Source organism: Flavobacterium sp. GW821-FHT11G01, assembly GCF_058808175.1.
Genome location: NZ_JBXARK010000001.1, coordinates 674,700 through 692,267, shown reverse-complemented (window position 1 = coordinate 692,267; position 17,568 = coordinate 674,700). Strand labels below are relative to the sequence as shown.

The following is a 17,568-nucleotide window of genomic DNA, read 5'->3' as shown; positions in this document are numbered from 1 at the left end:
AATTATTATTGAATTTATTTAACCGCAAAGTGCGCAATGGCTTTATTAAGATCGCAAAGCTTTGCGATCTTAATAAAGCCAATTGCAAGCAAACTATAAAAATACTTTGCGCACTTTGCGGTTAAATTAACTTTACAACATATTATTTTGCAAAGCTTTACGCAAACATAATTTTCTAATTATCTAATTATCTAATTTATCTAATTTATCTAATTTATCTAATTTATCTAATTCTTTTATTCCTGATGATTCTTAAGCCATTCCAATCTTCTTTGGTCTGGCAAATGTGTTACTTTAAAATTTTCGAATTTAGCTTCAAAACCTTTTCCGTCTGGTGATGCAGCCATCAAACCCACCATAACTGGCGTATTATCTTGTAAAGGTGCATTTCTCGTCAAGATGTAATTTTTGTCATCATAAGAGAAAAACACTTCAACAGCATCTAATCTTCTTATTACTTTTATCCAGACAAATGGTGGCGCTTTATCCAAAGTTGTTACACTCCAATCACTTTTATCATGCGTTACAACAGTGCTGATATTGAATTTTCCGTCAACAAATTCAACTCCGGTTTTAATGTAGTTTTTTTCGTCAATACGAATCATTAATCCCATTTGGTCAAAACGGGCGATGTAATTACCTGTTATTTTCACTTTGGCTTCAAATTCTCCGCCGTAAGTTGCGTAATAAAAAGGCGCATCATCAACGGTAAATCCATAGTGGGAAATACGCCAATAATCACTGCTCGCTGTAACATTCATAATCAAAGCATTGTTTTTAATTTCCCATTTTTCAGGTTCATTAAACCATTGCATTTTGTTCAGGCTTTGCGCCGAAAGGTTTTGAACCAAAAATAAAACCAAAGCACTTAGTATAATTTTTTTCATGTCATTTATTTTTTCAAACATTTATTCATTTTTTGAACCATTAAGAGATTGAGAAAAATTAAGTTTAAGTTCTTTTGAACTTAACTTTCTTAATGTTTTTTTTTTAAACACAAAGCTTAATTTTCTTAATGTCTTAATGGTAAAAAACTTTTTTAATTGGTAAAAAATTAAAAAGCAAAGCTGCAACTTTTTACAATTGCAGCTTTACAACCAACCAATTTAGAAAATTAATGAAATTATTGAAGTGAAAAATTCACTTTAGATTTTATATCTGTAGATGATGCACCAATGATTGCTTCAAAAGCTCCCGGTTCAGCAACCCAGTCGTGTTTTTTATCATCAAAAAAGCTTAATGCAGTTTTATCAACAGTAAAAGTTACTGTTTTCTCTTCTCCCGCTTTTAGTGAAACTTTCTCAAAGCCTTTTAATTCTTTAACTGGACGAACCAAAGAAGATTTTAAATCACTGATATAAAGCTGAACTACTTCAGATCCTTCTCTGCTTCCTGTATTTTTTACTTTTACAGAAAATGTAATCTGATCTCCCGCTGACATTTGTTTTTTGTCTGCCGTTACTTTTCCGTATTCAAAAGTGGTATAACTTAATCCGTGACCAAAAGAAAATAAAGGTTTTATTTTTTGTTTGTCAGCCCAACGGTATCCAACAAAAATACTTTCCTTGTATGTTACTTCTTCTCCACCAGGAAAATCTCCTAAAGCGTGTGCTCCGTTATCAGATAATTTTACAGGAAAAGTGAAAGTTAATTTTCCAGAAGGATTTACATCTCCAACTAAAACTGCAGCTAAGGCATTTCCTGCTTCAGTACCTAAAAACCATCCTTGAACAATTCCCGGAACTTCTTTTACCCACGGCATTGCTACCGCATTTCCTGAAATATTTATATAAACTATGTTTTTATTTACTTTAGCTAATTCAGAAATTAATTTATCCTGACCATAAGAAAGTTCTAAACCTTTACGATCGTGCCCTTCATCGTCCTGATTTGGACTTTTGTTCAAACCTCCAATAAACAGCACAATATCAGCATCTTTTGCTACTTTCAAAGCTTCAGCAGTCAATTCTGCCGGAGAACGTTTTTCTTCTAAACTTACTTTTGCAATAACGCCATTATAATTACTTGTAGGATCTCCCACATAACCACGAGCGTAAACAATTTCTGCCTGATTTCCAATTCTTTTCTTTAAACCTTCAAGAGGTGTAATTTCATATCTTGCTTTTAATGAAGAACTTCCTCCACCAACAGTCATCATTTTAATGGCATTTTCACCAATAACAGCGATTTTTTTAGTTTTAGAAAGATTGATTGGCAGAATGTTATTGTTGTTTTGAAGTAATACGATTCCTTCTTCTGCAATTTTTAAACCTGCTTTAGCGTGTTCTTCCGTTCCAAAAGAACCAAAAGGTCTGTTTTTGTTCATTGTCGTTAAGAAAGACAAACGTAAAATACGACGTACTTTTTCGTCTAATTCTTTAGTTCCAATTTCTCCTTTTCTAATCATTTCTGAATAAGGTTTTGCCAAATAATAGTTGTCATACGCATTACTTGTTCCCCAGGAAAGTCCATTTGTCCAAGAACCAAATTCCATATCCAAACCATTATGAATCGCTTGTTTTGTATCATGAACACCACCCCAATCTGAGATTACAACACCTTTAAAACCCCATTCTCCACGAAGAATATCGTTTAACAAAAATTCATTGTGGCAACATTGTTGTCCCTTGTATTTATTGTAAGATCCCATAATTGCCCATGCATCACCCTCTTGTACAGCTGCTTTAAAAGCTGGCAAATAAATTTCGTATAATGCACGATCATCAACAATTACGTTTACCGTGTTACGGTTTGTTTCCTGATTGTTTAAGGCAAAATGTTTTACACAGGCAGCAACTCCATTAGATTGCACTCCTTTAATATAAGGAACTACCATTTTTGAAGTTAGGAAAGGATCCTCACCCATATATTCGAAATTACGACCGTTTAATGGTGTTCTGTAAATATTTACTCCAGGTCCTAATAGTACATTTTTGTTACGGTAACGTGCTTCTTCTCCTATTGATTTACCATATAATGAAGCCAATTCTTTATTCCATGTTGCAGAAAGTGCGGTAAGCGCAGGAAAAGCGATACAAGAATCGTTTGTCCATCCTGCCTGATCCCATTCATCCCATTTTACTTCGGTACGAATTCCGTGTGGTCCGTCAGTCATCCAGTTTTCAGGAATTCCCAGACGTTGAACACCCGGCGAACTAAATTTTGATTGCGCATGAATCATGGCAATTTTTTCAGCAGTTGTCATTTTCGAAAGTGCATCTTCTACACGCTCATTAATTGGCTTTTTATCATCAAGATAAACCGGAACTTTATTTTGGGCATTAATCCCAAACGAACTCAACACAAGTAGCACAAGAAGAGTTTTAACGTTTTTAAACATAACTATTAATTTATTAAAGCATTTAATTTACAGGAAAAATACTTTTAGTCAAAAGTACCTTATAATAATATTGTAAAGCTAAAACGTTATAGTTCGTGTTAGAATTTTAAATGAAAAAAAGTAGTAAAATAAAAAATCAAATATTTGATTTTCAAATATTTAACAATAAAAAAGAAGTAAAAAAAGTAGTGAATTTAAAATAAATTGTTACATTTTCAATGAAATTAAACCGATTTTCATGACCATTTCTTCAAAATCATTTCGCGAAACTGCCGCTTTATTTCTCGCTCTGGTACGATAGTTATAAATTGTACTTAAAGAATAACGAAGAAAGGCTGCAATTTTTACACTGTCGGTAATCCCAAGTCGGATGAGTGCAAAAATGCGAAGTTCTGTATTTAGTAATTCTCCTTGTTTTAAAATGATCTGTTCTTCTTTAATAAGTAAGTCGTTAAAATCTTTTACAAAGGTTGGATACAAATTCAAAAAGATAATATCGAAATTCTTGTACAATTCTTCCAGCTCATTATCAACCAGCGTTGTTGATTTTAGCATTTTGTAGATTTCATCAAACTGTTTCGCTGTCGCTTTTTTATTTAAGATGATGCGATAATTTTCTAACTTATTAATGTAAGCCGAGCAAAGACTGAAGAAATGCGCAATATATTCTTCTTTAATATGATTTGATTCTGACAGCTGTGCATTACGTTCTTGTAGCTGATTGTTGGTTTCGGTAATATCTTTGTTTAATTCGGCTAATTTTTGACTGGTTACATAAAGTTCTCCACGAATTCTGGATACTTTTTTCATTTGTTTGTAAACGTAAATGACAGCCACAATCAAAAATGCCGATAACAAACTAATACATAAAAGATAAAGTTGAAGCTCATTTTTTCGCTTGGCTTCTCTTTCTAAATAAACCGTATTGATAATCGAATAAACCTCAGACATTAAAAGCGTACGAAACTGAACATTACAATAAAGCGCATCTTCAATTGCCGATTGCGTTAATTTATAAGCCATATCTACATCTCCTATTTCATAGAAAACCAAAGCTAATTCCTGAAGGGAAGCATTATCTTTATTGGCATTTTTTAAATCGGCAGTAGCAGAAAGTGCATAATATTTTTTTCGTAATTCTAATTGATGAGACCTTTCGTATATACTTCCTAAAAGATAAGTAATCATCGCATATTGCGGATTATCTTCTTTAGTATTTTCCAGTAAAGCTTTTAATTGCCTTTGCGCTGCATCCATTTTAAAATACATGCCCTGCTGAATTTTATTGATCTTATAATTCAAAGAATTAGGATCTAATACCATCAGTAAAGAATCGCGGTATTTTTGAATTTGCTGCATATATTGAACGCTATAACTATTAGCTGCGTAATGTTCAAAAAACTCACGATAAGCCACGTAATAATTAGGAAGCAATGAAGTTGACAATGATTTTTTGTCAATGCTCTTTATAAGTGCTTCCGATTCCCGATATTTTCCTGAAGAAGAATAAAGCGTGACTAATTGTATTTTTGCTAAATTCGATAAATCCTTATTTTGAAGTTCTTCGGCAATTTTTAAATTTTTTTTGACATAAAAGATAGCCGAATCTGAATTGAATTTTTGATATTCTGTATATAATGTCTTATTGTAATTGTACTCCTGCTCTTTCGTTAAATCGTCTGATTTAATCTTTTTGAAGTTTAAAATGCGTTCTTCTTTGAGCTGAACATATCGCTGTTTATTTCTCAATGCATCGTTTAGCTTATCCAAAATAGTATCTGTACTATCTGATGCATGAACGGGGTTACTTAAAAGAACCAATAAAAGAAATAACAAACAATTTTTCAAACTAAATAAAGATAAATGATACCTACAAATATAGTAAAGTGATGCAATTAATTTGAATTATTTAATTTTGGGCAAACATCAAATTTCATAGCAAAAAAATCAGAAAAAGTGTCTTATAAAAAATCGATTTTAAAGAAATTTCCGCATTGTTTTCCTAATTTTGTTAGAACAACATTTCCTCTTAATTAAACTAACACAACATGCCACATTTTGTTATTGATTGCTCAGAAAACGTCATCCGGTTAAAATCTGCCGAAGAAATAATGCAAGAAGTTTTTAACGCAGCTTTATCAACCGATCTTTTTATTGCTTCTGAAATTAAGGTTCGCATCAATTCATTTTCTTATTATAATAATGGAAATACTTCAGACGATTTTATTCATGTATTCGGATATATTATGGAAGGTCGAAATACAGATCAAAAAACAAAATTATCAAAAGCGATTGTAACTTCATTAAACAATATTCTGGCTGAAGTTCCAGTAATATCAATCAATATCAAAGATTTTGAGAAGGCGAGTTATTTTAATAAAACGATGATTTAATAGTTTTGTGATATAATAAAATTTATATCATTTGCTTTTTGTTATAAAAAATAGCCACGAATTCACGAATGATTGTGCATAAGCTTTTCAAAAATTCGTGAATTCGTGGCTAAATAAACTTTCGCAAAGCTAACATCTATTTTCCTTACTCTATATTCTATATTCTATATTCTCAATTAACAGCAATTGGCGCCGCTAAACAACTTTCCGGAATATCAAAAGCATTTACCAACGCGACGGCATCCGGGCGAATATCCCAACAAAGCTGATTAACCATTTTACGGATTGCTTTAGTTTTCACTGCTTCCATATAACCATCTTCAAGATACCAGCCTTTGTTTTTTTCTAACTGCGAAAGCGCATATAACTGATTTAATTTCGTTAATATCTCTTTTGATTTTTCATCCTGAACGGTTTTAATCGCTGCCTGAAATTGTTCTAAAACTACTCGTTCCAGATAAGCCTGAGCAACATCTATCATTTGGTGTTGCACCACATTAAAAGCATCATAAGGTTCTAAACCATTATCTACCAATTTTTTAATACGTTGTGCTGCTGATGCCAAAATTGTTTTTTCCCTGTGAATAAAAGCTTGCAAATGAAATTGATCGTCAAGCAAATGTTCATCATCTGTTCTTCGGGTTGCTATCGGGTTTTTCTCGGTAATAGCAACTTTGGCATTTTCATAGACATAATTAATAATACCTAAAGAACCCATTTCTCCAAATGATTTTCTGAATTCTGACAAACGATTTTTCGCTACTAATTGCATCAAAACTGTGTTATCACCTTCAAAAGTGGTATAAATTTCGGTGTCATTTTTTAAGGCATCGATTCTGTTTTCAGATAAATACCCTTTTCCGCCACAAGCTTCACGGCATTCCTGCAAAATATCTCTGGTACTCCAAGTTGAGTAGGATTTCATTCCGGCAGCCAAAGCTTCAATTTCCTGCATTTCATCTTCTGTTCTGTTCAAAAATCTATTGGTCAGATATTGTAAAGCAAAATGAACGGCATATGTTTTTGCTAATGGTGGAATCAGGCGACGTTGGTGCATTCTGTAATTTAGAATAGGCACTTCAGAACCACCTTCGGGACCAAATTGTCGTCTTTGATCGCTGTAACGAATGGCAATTGTCAATCCTGATTTGGCTGCCGCCAACGCAGAACGCGGAATCCCAATTCGGCCGCCAACTAAAGTTCCAAGCATGGTAAAAAAGCGTCTGTTATCACTTGGAATCGGACTTTCAAATTCGCCTTTATCATTTACAGAAGCAAAACGATCGAGCATATTTTCTTTTGGAATAACAACATTATTAAATGAAATCGTTCCGTTATCAACACCATTTAAGCCCATTTTATGACCACAATCGCCAATGGTAACTCCATTTAATGTATTTCCGTTTGTATCTCGCAACGGAACCACAAAAGCATTTACGCCATAATCATGATCATCGATAATTAATTTGGCGAAAACGGTTGCCATTTGTCCATGAACTGCAGCGTTGCCAATATATTCCTTCTGTGCATTTTTATTTGGCGTATGAATCGTAAAAGTCTGATCACTATGATTGTAAGTTGCTGTAGTTTCTAATCCTTTTACGTTTGAACCGTGATGTGTTTCGGTCATGGCAAAACAACCAGGAATTTTTAGAGAACCAATATCTTTTAAATATTTAGCATAATGTTTCTCCGTTCCTAACGATTGAACACTCATTCCCCAAAGACCAAACTGAACACCAAATTTGATTACCAAACTCAAATCGTGATAACTCAAAGTCTCCATAATGGCGAAATAATCTTCTACGTTTCCGCCGCCGCCATATTCCTTCGGATAGGCCATACTTCCTAAGTTTTCATCAGCTAAAATTTTACACCAATTGTAAACGGTCTGGCGATAAACATCAATATCTGTGGAAGTTTCATAAGCGAATTCAGGTCTTGAAATAACCGATTTTACTCTTTTGATAATGGCAGCTTCTTTTCCATCTAAAAGTTCAGTTATTTTCTGAATATCAAAATTGGAAGTCGTTTGAGAATTAGCAGTAAACGAATTTGCTTTTGTTTTGAAATTCTGAATTACATCCTCACCTAAAATTCCGAGATCATTTTCAAGCTTTATAAATTCAGGTTTTACTGTCGAAATATCTACATCTTTTTCAGAAAGTGCCTCGGCAATATCAAAAATAGATTTTATAGATGATTTATCCTGAATGCTTTTTTCAATATCTGATTTCCATTGCGTGAGTTCATTTCGCGAAGGCGGATTTGAAATATCAACTTTAGAAAGCAGCTGTTGTTTTTCTTCGGGCGAAAGCCAAACCAAATCATTGATAAACTGCTGAATCGTTGCAAACTCTTTTTGAGTTAACAAATCATCAGACCACACTAAATAAAACAACGGTATAAAAGCCTGGAGTTTGGTATTTTTCATAAAATATAGAATCGGTTTAGAAATAGAGTTTTAAATTTTGCTCAATAAAAAAGCAGGAATGAAAATACTCATTCCTGCTTTAACATCCTGTTAAGATTCTGGTAATTTATTTTTAAACCAATAAAAAGTATGCAAATTACATTTAAATCGAATCTTTAGACGACAGGCTGTATTTTTGTTTTAAGGCAAAAATATGGTGCGAATTAAAAACGATAACCGCTATAAAGATAATACTGTATGCTAAAATTTGTAAAGCACTAATATGTTCGTGAAAAACGAAACTTGCCAAACAAAAAGCAATCATTGGATTGATATTTAAAAGCATTCCGACTGTTGATGAATTAATGCCTGAAAGTGCATAAAGATTCAGAAACAAAGGAAATATGGTAAACAAAATTGCAATAGTTTCGATACAGAAATAAAACTTAAATTCGGTTGGAACCGGTCCGCTGTATGCCGGATAAAAAGGCAATAAAAACAAGGCGGCCAGTGTAATATGGAAAGTCAGAATAATAAACTTATCAAAACCTTTATTGACACGCTGACTTACTAAATAACAAGCATATGTAAAACCTATAATAATACTGAAAAACATATCCATAATTGCCGTGTACGACAATAACAGACAACCTGAAACACTTAATCCAACAGAAATCCATTGTGTTTTACTCAGTTTTTCTTTTAAAATGAAATAAGCCAATAAAGTGGTCAAAATTGGACAAACCAAATAAGCCAGTGAAGTTGCTTTTACGCTAATATGATTCATCACATAAATAAAGGTAAACCAATTTAACATGAGAAAAGCGCTTCCGCCAAAATTCAGCATAATAGCTTTTCGTTTTTCTGTTGTTGATAATGCCTTAAAAATCGTAACTGTTTCTGCTAATTTTTTTCTCTTAAAAGCAAATACAATTAGCAACATTAAAATACTGCAACTAAAGACACGATAAAATAAAATATCTAAAGAAGGATATTCATGAATTGGCTTTAGAGCTAAGCTAAAAAATCCCCAGATTGAAAAACAAGTTATGGCTGCTATATAATATTTAGTAGTTTTCATGGAATCTTTTTTTTGATTGATTTCTGATAGAGCAAATTTCTTAAAAATAAAACAGCAATACAGATACAGTTTTTGTAAATTGCACCATAACAGTTTTTTTTATGAAAAATTCGAATTACTTATATCTGCAGTTTGCTGACCGTATTGAAAAGCAAATAAAATCGGGTGTTTTGAATGTGGGCGATAAATTACCTTCAATTCGTGAAGTCTGTGCCGAAACAGGTTACAGCATGAGTACAGTAAGCAAAGCATATTATGAAATAGAAAGCCGTTCGCTGATTGAAGCAAGACCACAATCTGGTTATTATGTGAGTAATATTTCAGCAAGAACTATTCCCCAACCCTCATCGAGCACGCCAACTTTAAGCGTTAAAAACATTGAACGGGAAGATTTAATCGATTTGGTTTATGGCGATATGAACGTGAAAGATGTTACAATGCTTTCGTTGGGTTTTCCTTCAAACGAACTTCTGCCTATTGCAAAATTGAATAAAGGGATGATTCAGGCAATGCGACAACTGCCAAACAGCGGAACAAGCTATGAAGAAATGCAGGGAAATAGTAATCTCCGAAAAGAAATTGCCCGTTGGTCTTTTACCTGGGGCGGTGCTCTGACAGAAGATGATATTATCACAACTCCTGGCTGTATAAGTGCTATTTCGCATTGTTTAATGACTCTGACAAAACCTGGAGATACCATTATTACAGAAAGTCCGGTTTATTTTGGTGTTTTACAATTGGCAAAATCATTAGGTTTATATGTAATGGAATTGCCCACAAACATGATTACCGGAATTGAATTAGAAGCCTTAAAAAAAGCGCTTTCAACCAAAAAAGTAAAAGCTTGTGTATTAATAAGTAATTTTAGTAATCCGTCTGGAAGCATGATGCCTGTTGAACATAAAAAAGAAGTTGTTCAATTAATGGAATTTTATAATATTCCTTTAATTGAAGATGATATTTATGGTGATCTATACTTTGGCTCGAGCCGACCGACAAATTGCAAAACGTATGATGAAAGTGGTATTGTGTTGTGTTGCAGTTCTGTATCTAAAACACTAGCGCCAGGATATCGTGTTGGTTGGGTTTCACCGGGGAAATTTAAAAAAGAAATTCTGAGAAACAAATTATACCATACACTCTCCTCGCCTACTATTACACATGAAGTTGTGGGAGATTTTCTGAAAAATGGTCGTTATGAAAATCATCTTAGAAAAATCCGTCAGATTCTAAATCATAACTGCAATAATTATATCAATACTGTTTTAGAATCTTTTCCGACTGGAACTAAAGTAAGTCAGCCACAAGGCGGTTTTTTTCTTTGGGTTGAATTAGACAAAAGTATAGACACGGCTGCTTTTTATCATCTGGCCATGAAACACAATATCAGTATCGCGCCGGGAAGAATTTTCTCTTTTCAGGATCAATTTTCAAACTGCATGCGTTTGAGTTTTGGTTTACCCTGGAGCAATGAACTGAGAGAATCTATCAAAACATTAGGAAGGTTGCTGCATTCTTAATAAAAAAACCAGACAACAATTATGCTGTCTGGTTCCAACTAATCTAATTCCAACATTTAATTACAAAACAAAATAAGCATCGGCTGTCGCTTTTTTGGTTTCCGGTTTAAGATCAAATTCTTTAATGATGTCAAATTCACTTTGATATTCATTAAGCATTTGCATTATATTTTTTTCAATTGTATTTGCAATAGCGGTAACAGGTGTATCTGTTGGTCTGTTTTCAAACGGATCCTGCAAATGAATTGCCATTCTTTCAATCAAAAAGAAAGCTGCGGCAATCGCTGTAATCAACGGAATAGCAAACCAGCTCAATACACTGGTCAATCCAAATGGTAATAATAAAATAAACAAACACAATGTTAATCTGATATACATACTGTATGTTGTTGGGAAAATAGTGTTTTTAATTCTTTCACATTTACCCATGTGATCGCATAATCTCGATAAAGTATTATCGATTTCTACTTGCTGATACATATTGATGCTTTTGTCATTTTTAGCATTTCTAAGATCTCTTGCGTGTAACATTAAAATCGCATTTGGAATATTTTGATGGTTTTTAATAAATTGCAATTCTTCATCACTTACCAAACCTTTAAGCGGTTTTATAGCATCCTTGTTTCGAAGTGACTGACCTAAACTATAACACCAGGCAATCTGCCTTTTTGCAAAGTTTTCTTTGAATTCACTTGCTTCAACAGAAAAATTAGGGTCTTTATAAAATGTTAGTACCTGACGAATTAAGCTTCTTGAATCATTTACAATTGCGCCCCAAACAATGCGGGCTTCCCACCATCTGTCATAAGCCTGATTTGATTTAAAGGCCAATAATAAGGATATAATGGTTCCAATCATTGTTGGAATAGCAATTGGAATATCAACTGGCAGATTTATAAAATAGTAGTGAAAAATTTCGAATAAAATCGTGTATGTAATTACGAGCGCTAATTCTACTTTAATTTTTCCGAGAATGTACCTCATTGGAATTCTTTTCTTTAATAACATATTTTCGGTTTTAATTAAATTTATATATTTTTTGAAACAATGTAGCTTATGCCAGTTCTTCGTATAGTGACAAAACAGGAAGTCCTAATCTATCATTGCTATTTTCTTTTTTATTTTTTTTGAATTTGATTTTTTCACTTTTACGTGTTTCGACTAACAAATCGATATCGTATTTTGTAATGGCTTCTGACAAATAAGGAGCAAATGCTTCATAGTTATCATCAAAATTGGAAGTTTGACTTACGATCTCAAATGAAAAATTTTCGCTTAAATATTGCTGAACATCTTTAACATGCATGTTCGCACTGGTATTTTCTATATAAAGCGCTTTATTGAAATCTTCTTTAAATTGCTCATTACCTAAATGTAAAATTGGGCATTTTTGATTTCCTGCCAATTGCATTAAATATTGATGAATTCGTTTTGTTTCTTGTTTATAAGATTGTGTCAGAACAATCAATTTCACATCAAATGCTTCAATGATACCTTTAAAAATTGGAGCAGAAAGTCCATATTGATTGTGGATTTTAATTTTGCAATTTGCAGTATGCTCTATAATATATCTGCAAGTTTCAAGAACCAATTCCTGACTTGAAGTAAGGCTAACCCTCATTTCACGTAAAAATTGTGAAGATGAAAAAGTATCAGGCGTATCTGAAACCATCATTAAAATAATCTCGCAATTGGTATTTTTTGCCTGATTAACAGCTGATTTTACAGCGTTGATAGTATCTTCTTCTAAAGTGGTTGGTATAAGGAAATTTTTCATATGTATAATTGTTTAGTTTATACATACAAAATAACTGCTCGTATATTAGAAGGTTCTTAATCTAAAATTAGAATTTCCTAAGATTCAACATTAGAATTTCTAATGTTGACTTTTTTGGTATTGTCTTTCTTAAAAACAATTGTTACGATAGTTCCCTTGTTTTGTTCGGATTGCACTTGTATTTCCCCATCGTGCATGCGGATAATCTTAGAAGCCAAAGGAAGTCCTAAACCATAACCAATATATTTGGCTGCGATTTTCCCTCTAAAGAAAGGCTCATATAAATGTGGAATATCTTCAGGCGGAATACCAATTCCGATATCGTTAATCGAAATTTTAATCCAGTCTTTATTGGCAGAAAGCGTAACAAACACTTCATTATTGTCGGAATATTTTACTCCATTTGTGATAATATTATTGATCGCCAATTCTAAAAGAGGTTTATTGCACGGAATTAAAAGCAAATTAGAATCTTTTGGAGCAAAATTAAGTTTAATGCTAACGCGGTTATCCGGATAAATTTTATCCAAATCTGATTTTACATCCATTAACAGTTCGTCAATTCTGGCAATATCCAGAACTTGTTTTTTCCCATCATAACCAGTCTGAGTCAGTTTTAACAAACTTTCGGTTAAGTTTCCTAATCTTGAAGCCTGACTATAGATATTTTCTAAAGACTGAACATATTCCGGAACTGCTCTTTCTTTCAAAAGCATAATTTCAGACTCTGCAATAATCGTCGTTATAGGTGTTTTTAATTCGTGCGAAGCATTGTTAATGAAGTTCGCCTGAATTTCGAAAGAAGTTTCCAGTCGGTCCAGCATATCATTAAAAGTATGTGTAAGATCTGAGATTTCATCGGAATTCTTAACATCTGGCAATCTGTTATGAAGATTAGAAGCACTTATTCGATTTACTTCTTTTGTAATTCTTGCTACAGGATTAATAACTCGTTTAGCCAGAAAACGGCCTAAGAAGAAAGCCAAAATCACAAATCCGATTCCGCCAAAAAGCAATATTTTTACAATATAAATTGTTGTGGTTTTTCCTCTTCGGTCACGCGCACCAACTATAACAATATATTTTTGATTGTTTTCTGTAAAAATCTGACCTAAATAATACTTGCTATTAACTTCAAAATAGTCTTTTCCTGTTTCCAGAATGTTCGAGTAAAATTGATTTGGTAAATTTAGCTTGGTATTATAATCAAAACTATTGGCACTGTTTATTTTAAGAACATATTCTTCTTCTTCAATAAGTTCTTCCAGTCCGTTTTTTTTAAGATTACTATAGTATTTAATTTTTTCAGGATCCTTCTGAAAATGAATAGACGCCACAATTTTTGCTCTGTCTTCTAAACGTTTTAAAAAATGATATCGGTTATTTTCACGAAACAATACAAAAACTAAAACACACAATAGTAATGTACTAAAGGTAGAAAGAGCAACATAAGTAAAAGTAATTTTTTTTCTTATATCCATTTTATGGCTGTATAACATAACCTAAACCTTTCATGGTATGAATCAGTTTGGTAGTGTAAGGTTTGTCTATTTTTTTTCTTAAGTAATTGATATAAACATCAACAACATTGGTATTCATATCAAAATTAATATCCCAAACGTTATCTAAAATCTGATCGCGAGATACAATTCTACCAGTATTTTTAGCTAAATAATATAGTAATTTAAATTCCTTGGCAGTTAAAACAATTGATTCTCCGTTTCTTTTAACGGTTTTCGATTTACTGTTTATTTCTAAATCACTAATTATTATGGAATCTACTTTCTCTGTTTCCTGATTCGCTCTTCGATTAAGTGCATTTACCCTTGCATCGAGTTCACCAAATTTAAAAGGTTTCACCACATAATCATCTGCGCCGGCATTTAATCCCGTAACAATATTTTCAGAGGTTCCAAGTGCCGTCAAAAGCAAAACAGGAACGAAATTTTTACTGGCACGTAATCTTCTGCAAATTTCGATACCGTTGATATCCGGAAGCATTACATCTAAAATTACCACATCAAAAGTATAATTCTGAATCATTTCTAAAGCCGTTTTACCATCAAGTGCAACGCTGACATCATTGTTGTTTTCAGCGAATCCTTTACGTAAAATAGATAAGAGATTTGGTTCGTCTTCGACTATAAGTAATTTCATGTAAATACGGGTATTATTAACAAAAATAACAATTGAGATTAAAATAGAAACTACAATAATTTATAATTATGAATTAATTATGAAGAAATCAATTTTGAGGTGATAAAAATGAAGTTCTCGCTATTAATGGGTATAATAGCAATCAAATAGTATTTTAAAAAGTTTCACCGGCATTTAAATAAAAGCCTTTTGAACTATTTCCCCACGCCTGATCAACAATCAAATTGGTTCGGGTTGCTTTATCTATTAAAATTCGCAAACCTAAACCTGCAGCAGGTTGAATAGAATGAAAAAGATTTGTATTAGTCTCGGGATTGCTTGTAGTTACAAAATTCGTAAATACAACTCCGCTGAACATTTGATTACAGGTAATTGGAAACCTGAATTCTGCCGCAAGATAAACTAAATTTGTTCCTCTAAATAATCCTTGCGTATAGCCTTCTCCGCTTCTACTACGCTGATCCCAACCAATTGCGGGTAAATTTAGATAAGGTACTTTACCTCTGGTTACAAATTGTCCATACGTCCAAAGGGCTAAAATATAACGCTCATTTTTCTGCGAAAGCGGAATAAAATTGCGGTATTCTGCATACAAAACATTGCTATTATCCTGATTTTTAAACAATACAGGATTAAAACGATAATTTAAGTTTGCAAACCATCCGCGACTTGCATTAACCTGATTATCCCTGGAATCATAAACTAAATTTAGACTCACACCAGTTAAAAAATACTCCAGATTATTAAAACCATACTTTTGACTGTATTCATAATGATAAGTGGTTTTTCCGTTTGCCAAATCCAGTTCTTTATCGACTATACTTGAGTACCAATCGATATTGATTCCTCCGCCAACATAAAAATTCTTCCTTACTTCAAAAGAAGCTGCCTGGTGAAATTTAAAATAATTATAATCCATCGCCTGGGCAATAGAATCAATACTAAAGCCTGGCTCTTTATCCCGTGCTGGTGGAATAATATTGGTTCCTAAGCCATAATTGGGTTGCGAAAATATATATATTCGATAATCGCCACTCAAGAATATCTTATTGTTTTTTAATAAAATATTGTTTTTGACATTCACCAGCCATTGTTTTTTTGTGGTGTAGGTTATTCCGAGATTTGCTATTGAATATTTATCTGCTTTTTCTTTTCCTTTAAAGGTGTATTGCGCTACTGCTCCATAAAAGAAACCTGTTGCTGGTTGAGAACCAATTGCCGGAATGATTAAAAAGAAACTGTTTTTTATCGGTTTGACCACATAAACAGAATCTTTCTTTTTAAAAATTTCTAATATTGTTTTTGGAGGACAAAGTTCTGGATTGATAGAATCATTTTGAGCGATGGAAACAAAATGTATAAAAAATAATAACACTAAGATTTTATATTTCTTCTGAAAGCAATTATTTTTAAAAAAATTTACCATCTGAAAGTTTTATTTTTTGGAAATAATAATTCAACCTTACCGTAAATATAAGCCTTATTTTCAACATTTTACACGAATATTCTTTTAAATTAAAAGGAAAACTTCTATAACATTTTAAAAATAGATGACTTAAAAGACGTCAATTATTGGGGTAATTATTATCTTTTCGGTCTCAAATAATCATCAAAAAACAACATTGAAAAAAGAGTCTGAATATTTTCTTGATAAAGAATATGATACTATTGTATATGGTAGAGATGATCTAAATTTCAAGGATTTTGAATGTTGTGTTTTTAATAATTGTAATTTTTCTGCCTGTACATTTTTAGCGGTAACTTTTATCGATTGTACTTTTAATGATTGCATCTTTAATGAAGCCAAAATCAATTATGTTGCTTTTAGAACCGCTACTTTTAATCGTTGCGAAATTAAAGAAGTAAATTTTGCGATGTGCGACAAATTGATTTTCGAAATTCATTTTTATGATTGTATTCTTGATTTTTCGAAGTTTTATACCTTAAAAATAAAAGGCACAACATTTACCAATTGCAGTTTAATAGCGGTAGATTTTATGGCAACAGATCTCACAAGTGTTCTTTTTGACAATTGCGATTTATATCGTTCTGAATTTGATAAAGCCATCGCCAACAAAGCCGATTTTAAAACCAGTTACAATTACACCATTGATCCATCAAAAACAAAATTAAAGAAAGCTGTTTTTGCTTTGAAAGAAGTAAAAGGTTTATTGTTTAATCATGATGTGATTATTAGCTAATACAAATAAAAAAAGCCAGTATAAAACTGGCTATTGATTAATATATTTTCTTGGGAAATTACCCTACTATAACATCTCTTTTCATGATAAATAATTTTAAATTAATTATATAACAATATTATTGAATAAATAAGCAATATACAAGTTTAATGTGTTAAAACTTACACAACATCCAAAGCATCACCAGCCTTAAATTTTTTGGTCGTAATTACATCTTTTGAATAAAAATCTTTTACAAATATATCAGTAAAGCCAGATAAAGAATGTTTAGCAATTACCGTGAGCCTTATATAAGATGATTTATCACTCCAATTTGATTCAATATCTTCTGTAGTTCGCACCCTCATAGCGTGAAGGCTATTTGTATCCGTTCTTTTTTTACAGGGAATGTATGAAATGAAATTATCTTTTAAAATAATATCTTTCCCTTGAATGTTCATTCCTCCGACACCACCAACCTGTTTATAAAAAGTAGGCTCAATTCTAATATCAAATATTTCAGAATTTGTTTTATTAATAAATTTAAAAAAGTAGTTCGTTTGTCCCTCAAAAGTTACTTTACTAATGTAGGATGAAATCTCAATTTTTACTCTTTTCCTGTTTAGGAAATACATCAAAAATAAATAGGATGAAATTACCCCTGTAATAATACTGATTACTATTCCTAGAATTATCTCTTTCATTTT

General features: G+C 32.2%; 14 protein-coding genes. 3 read left to right on the top strand and 11 right to left on the bottom strand.

The genetic code is table 11. From position 1 onward, the window contains the following. Positions 1 to 236: 236 nt before the first annotated feature. The 3 genes from AC1RRN_RS03030 to susR all read right to left on the bottom strand — a co-directional run bounded on the left by AC1RRN_RS03030 (position 237) and on the right by susR (position 5,188). Complete coding sequence (locus tag AC1RRN_RS03030; RefSeq protein ID WP_492965880.1) at positions 237 to 887, bottom strand: DUF1349 domain-containing protein; 651 nt, start codon at positions 885 to 887, stop codon at positions 237 to 239. Between the two features lie 236 nt (positions 888 to 1,123). Continuing rightward, a complete protein-coding gene (locus AC1RRN_RS03025; RefSeq protein WP_492965879.1) occupies positions 1,124 to 3,340 on the bottom strand; it encodes a glycoside hydrolase family 3 C-terminal domain-containing protein in 2,217 nt (738 codons plus the stop codon). Positions 3,341 to 3,547: 207 nt separating this feature from the next. Further along, positions 3,548 to 5,188, bottom strand: a complete 1,641-nt coding sequence (susR, locus tag AC1RRN_RS03020; RefSeq protein WP_492965878.1) for a SusR family glycan utilization regulator — start codon at positions 5,186 to 5,188, stop codon at positions 3,548 to 3,550. Between the two features lie 200 nt (positions 5,189 to 5,388). On the opposite strand from susR, the gene AC1RRN_RS03015 reads away from it, so the two are divergent. Beyond that, on the top strand, positions 5,389 to 5,733 hold the full coding sequence (locus AC1RRN_RS03015) for a 5-carboxymethyl-2-hydroxymuconate Delta-isomerase (protein ID WP_492965877.1): 345 nt from the start codon (positions 5,389 to 5,391) through the stop codon (positions 5,731 to 5,733). A 172-nt stretch (positions 5,734 to 5,905) separates the two neighbouring features. On the opposite strand, the gene AC1RRN_RS03010 is transcribed toward AC1RRN_RS03015, so the two are convergent. Together AC1RRN_RS03010 and AC1RRN_RS03005 are read right to left on the bottom strand one after the other, a co-directional pair. Next, a complete protein-coding gene (locus AC1RRN_RS03010; protein ID WP_492965876.1) occupies positions 5,906 to 8,167 on the bottom strand; it encodes an acyl-CoA dehydrogenase family protein in 2,262 nt (753 codons plus the stop codon). Positions 8,168 to 8,309: 142 nt separating this feature from the next. Then, positions 8,310 to 9,227, bottom strand: a complete 918-nt coding sequence (locus AC1RRN_RS03005) for an EamA family transporter (RefSeq protein WP_492965875.1) — start codon at positions 9,225 to 9,227, stop codon at positions 8,310 to 8,312. Positions 9,228 to 9,328: 101 nt separating this feature from the next. On the opposite strand from AC1RRN_RS03005, the gene AC1RRN_RS03000 reads away from it, so the two are divergent. After that, complete coding sequence (locus tag AC1RRN_RS03000; RefSeq protein WP_492965874.1) at positions 9,329 to 10,747, top strand: aminotransferase-like domain-containing protein; 1,419 nt, start codon at positions 9,329 to 9,331, stop codon at positions 10,745 to 10,747. Positions 10,748 to 10,807: 60 nt separating this feature from the next. Here the strand turns inward: AC1RRN_RS03000 and AC1RRN_RS02995 are convergent, their stop codons facing one another. The 5 genes from AC1RRN_RS02995 to AC1RRN_RS02975 form a co-directional block, all read right to left on the bottom strand. After that, positions 10,808 to 11,755 carry a bestrophin family protein gene (locus tag AC1RRN_RS02995; protein WP_492965873.1) on the bottom strand — a complete coding sequence of 316 codons (948 nt, stop codon included), beginning with the start codon at positions 11,753 to 11,755 and terminating at the stop codon, positions 10,808 to 10,810. A gap of 46 nt (positions 11,756 to 11,801) precedes the next feature. Further along, a complete protein-coding gene (locus tag AC1RRN_RS02990) occupies positions 11,802 to 12,524 on the bottom strand; it encodes an adenine nucleotide alpha hydrolase family protein (RefSeq protein ID WP_492965872.1) in 723 nt (240 codons plus the stop codon). Positions 12,525 to 12,601: 77 nt separating this feature from the next. Next, a complete protein-coding gene (locus tag AC1RRN_RS02985; protein WP_492965871.1) occupies positions 12,602 to 14,005 on the bottom strand; it encodes a sensor histidine kinase in 1,404 nt (467 codons plus the stop codon). A 1-nt stretch (position 14,006) separates the two neighbouring features. Next, complete coding sequence (locus tag AC1RRN_RS02980; protein WP_492965870.1) at positions 14,007 to 14,681, bottom strand: response regulator transcription factor; 675 nt, start codon at positions 14,679 to 14,681, stop codon at positions 14,007 to 14,009. A gap of 154 nt (positions 14,682 to 14,835) precedes the next feature. Then, positions 14,836 to 16,107, bottom strand: coding sequence for a BamA/TamA family outer membrane protein (locus tag AC1RRN_RS02975; protein WP_492965869.1), 1,272 nt, complete (start codon positions 16,105 to 16,107; stop codon positions 14,836 to 14,838). 196 nt (positions 16,108 to 16,303) lie between these two features. Here AC1RRN_RS02975 and AC1RRN_RS02970 point away from each other — a divergent pair, with 196 nt between their 5' ends. Further along, positions 16,304 to 16,882: a pentapeptide repeat-containing protein gene (locus tag AC1RRN_RS02970; protein ID WP_492965868.1), complete on the top strand. Its 579-nt coding sequence runs from the start codon at positions 16,304 to 16,306 to the stop codon at positions 16,880 to 16,882. Between the two features lie 161 nt (positions 16,883 to 17,043). Here AC1RRN_RS02970 and AC1RRN_RS02965 read toward each other — a convergent pair whose 3' ends face one another. Beyond that, entirely contained in the window at positions 17,044 to 17,565 is a 522-nt protein-coding gene (locus AC1RRN_RS02965; RefSeq protein ID WP_492965867.1) for a hypothetical protein, read from the bottom strand. Positions 17,566 to 17,568 lie beyond the last annotated feature (3 nt).

Excerpts from the sequence above, each read along its gene's own strand:
- AC1RRN_RS03030 (WP_492965880.1), bottom strand. The coding sequence starts at position 887 with ATGAAAAAAATTATACTAAGTGCTTTGGTTTTATTTTTGGTTCAAAAC.
- AC1RRN_RS02980 (WP_492965870.1), bottom strand. The coding sequence starts at position 14,681 with ATGAAATTACTTATAGTCGAAGACGAACCAAATCTCTTATCTATTTTA.
- AC1RRN_RS02965 (WP_492965867.1), bottom strand. The coding sequence starts at position 17,565 with ATGAAAGAGATAATTCTAGGAATAGTAATCAGTATTATTACAGGGGTA.
- AC1RRN_RS03015 (WP_492965877.1), top strand. The coding sequence starts at position 5,389 with ATGCCACATTTTGTTATTGATTGCTCAGAAAACGTCATCCGGTTAAAA.
- AC1RRN_RS03005 (WP_492965875.1), bottom strand. The coding sequence starts at position 9,227 with ATGAAAACTACTAAATATTATATAGCAGCCATAACTTGTTTTTCAATC.
- AC1RRN_RS02995 (WP_492965873.1), bottom strand. The coding sequence starts at position 11,755 with ATGTTATTAAAGAAAAGAATTCCAATGAGGTACATTCTCGGAAAAATT.
- AC1RRN_RS02975 (WP_492965869.1), bottom strand. The coding sequence starts at position 16,107 with ATGGTAAATTTTTTTAAAAATAATTGCTTTCAGAAGAAATATAAAATC.
- AC1RRN_RS02985 (WP_492965871.1), bottom strand. The coding sequence starts at position 14,005 with ATGGATATAAGAAAAAAAATTACTTTTACTTATGTTGCTCTTTCTACC.
- AC1RRN_RS02990 (WP_492965872.1), bottom strand. The coding sequence starts at position 12,524 with ATGAAAAATTTCCTTATACCAACCACTTTAGAAGAAGATACTATCAAC.
- AC1RRN_RS03000 (WP_492965874.1), top strand. The coding sequence starts at position 9,329 with ATGAAAAATTCGAATTACTTATATCTGCAGTTTGCTGACCGTATTGAA.
- AC1RRN_RS03010 (WP_492965876.1), bottom strand. The coding sequence starts at position 8,167 with ATGAAAAATACCAAACTCCAGGCTTTTATACCGTTGTTTTATTTAGTG.
- AC1RRN_RS03025 (WP_492965879.1), bottom strand. The coding sequence starts at position 3,340 with ATGTTTAAAAACGTTAAAACTCTTCTTGTGCTACTTGTGTTGAGTTCG.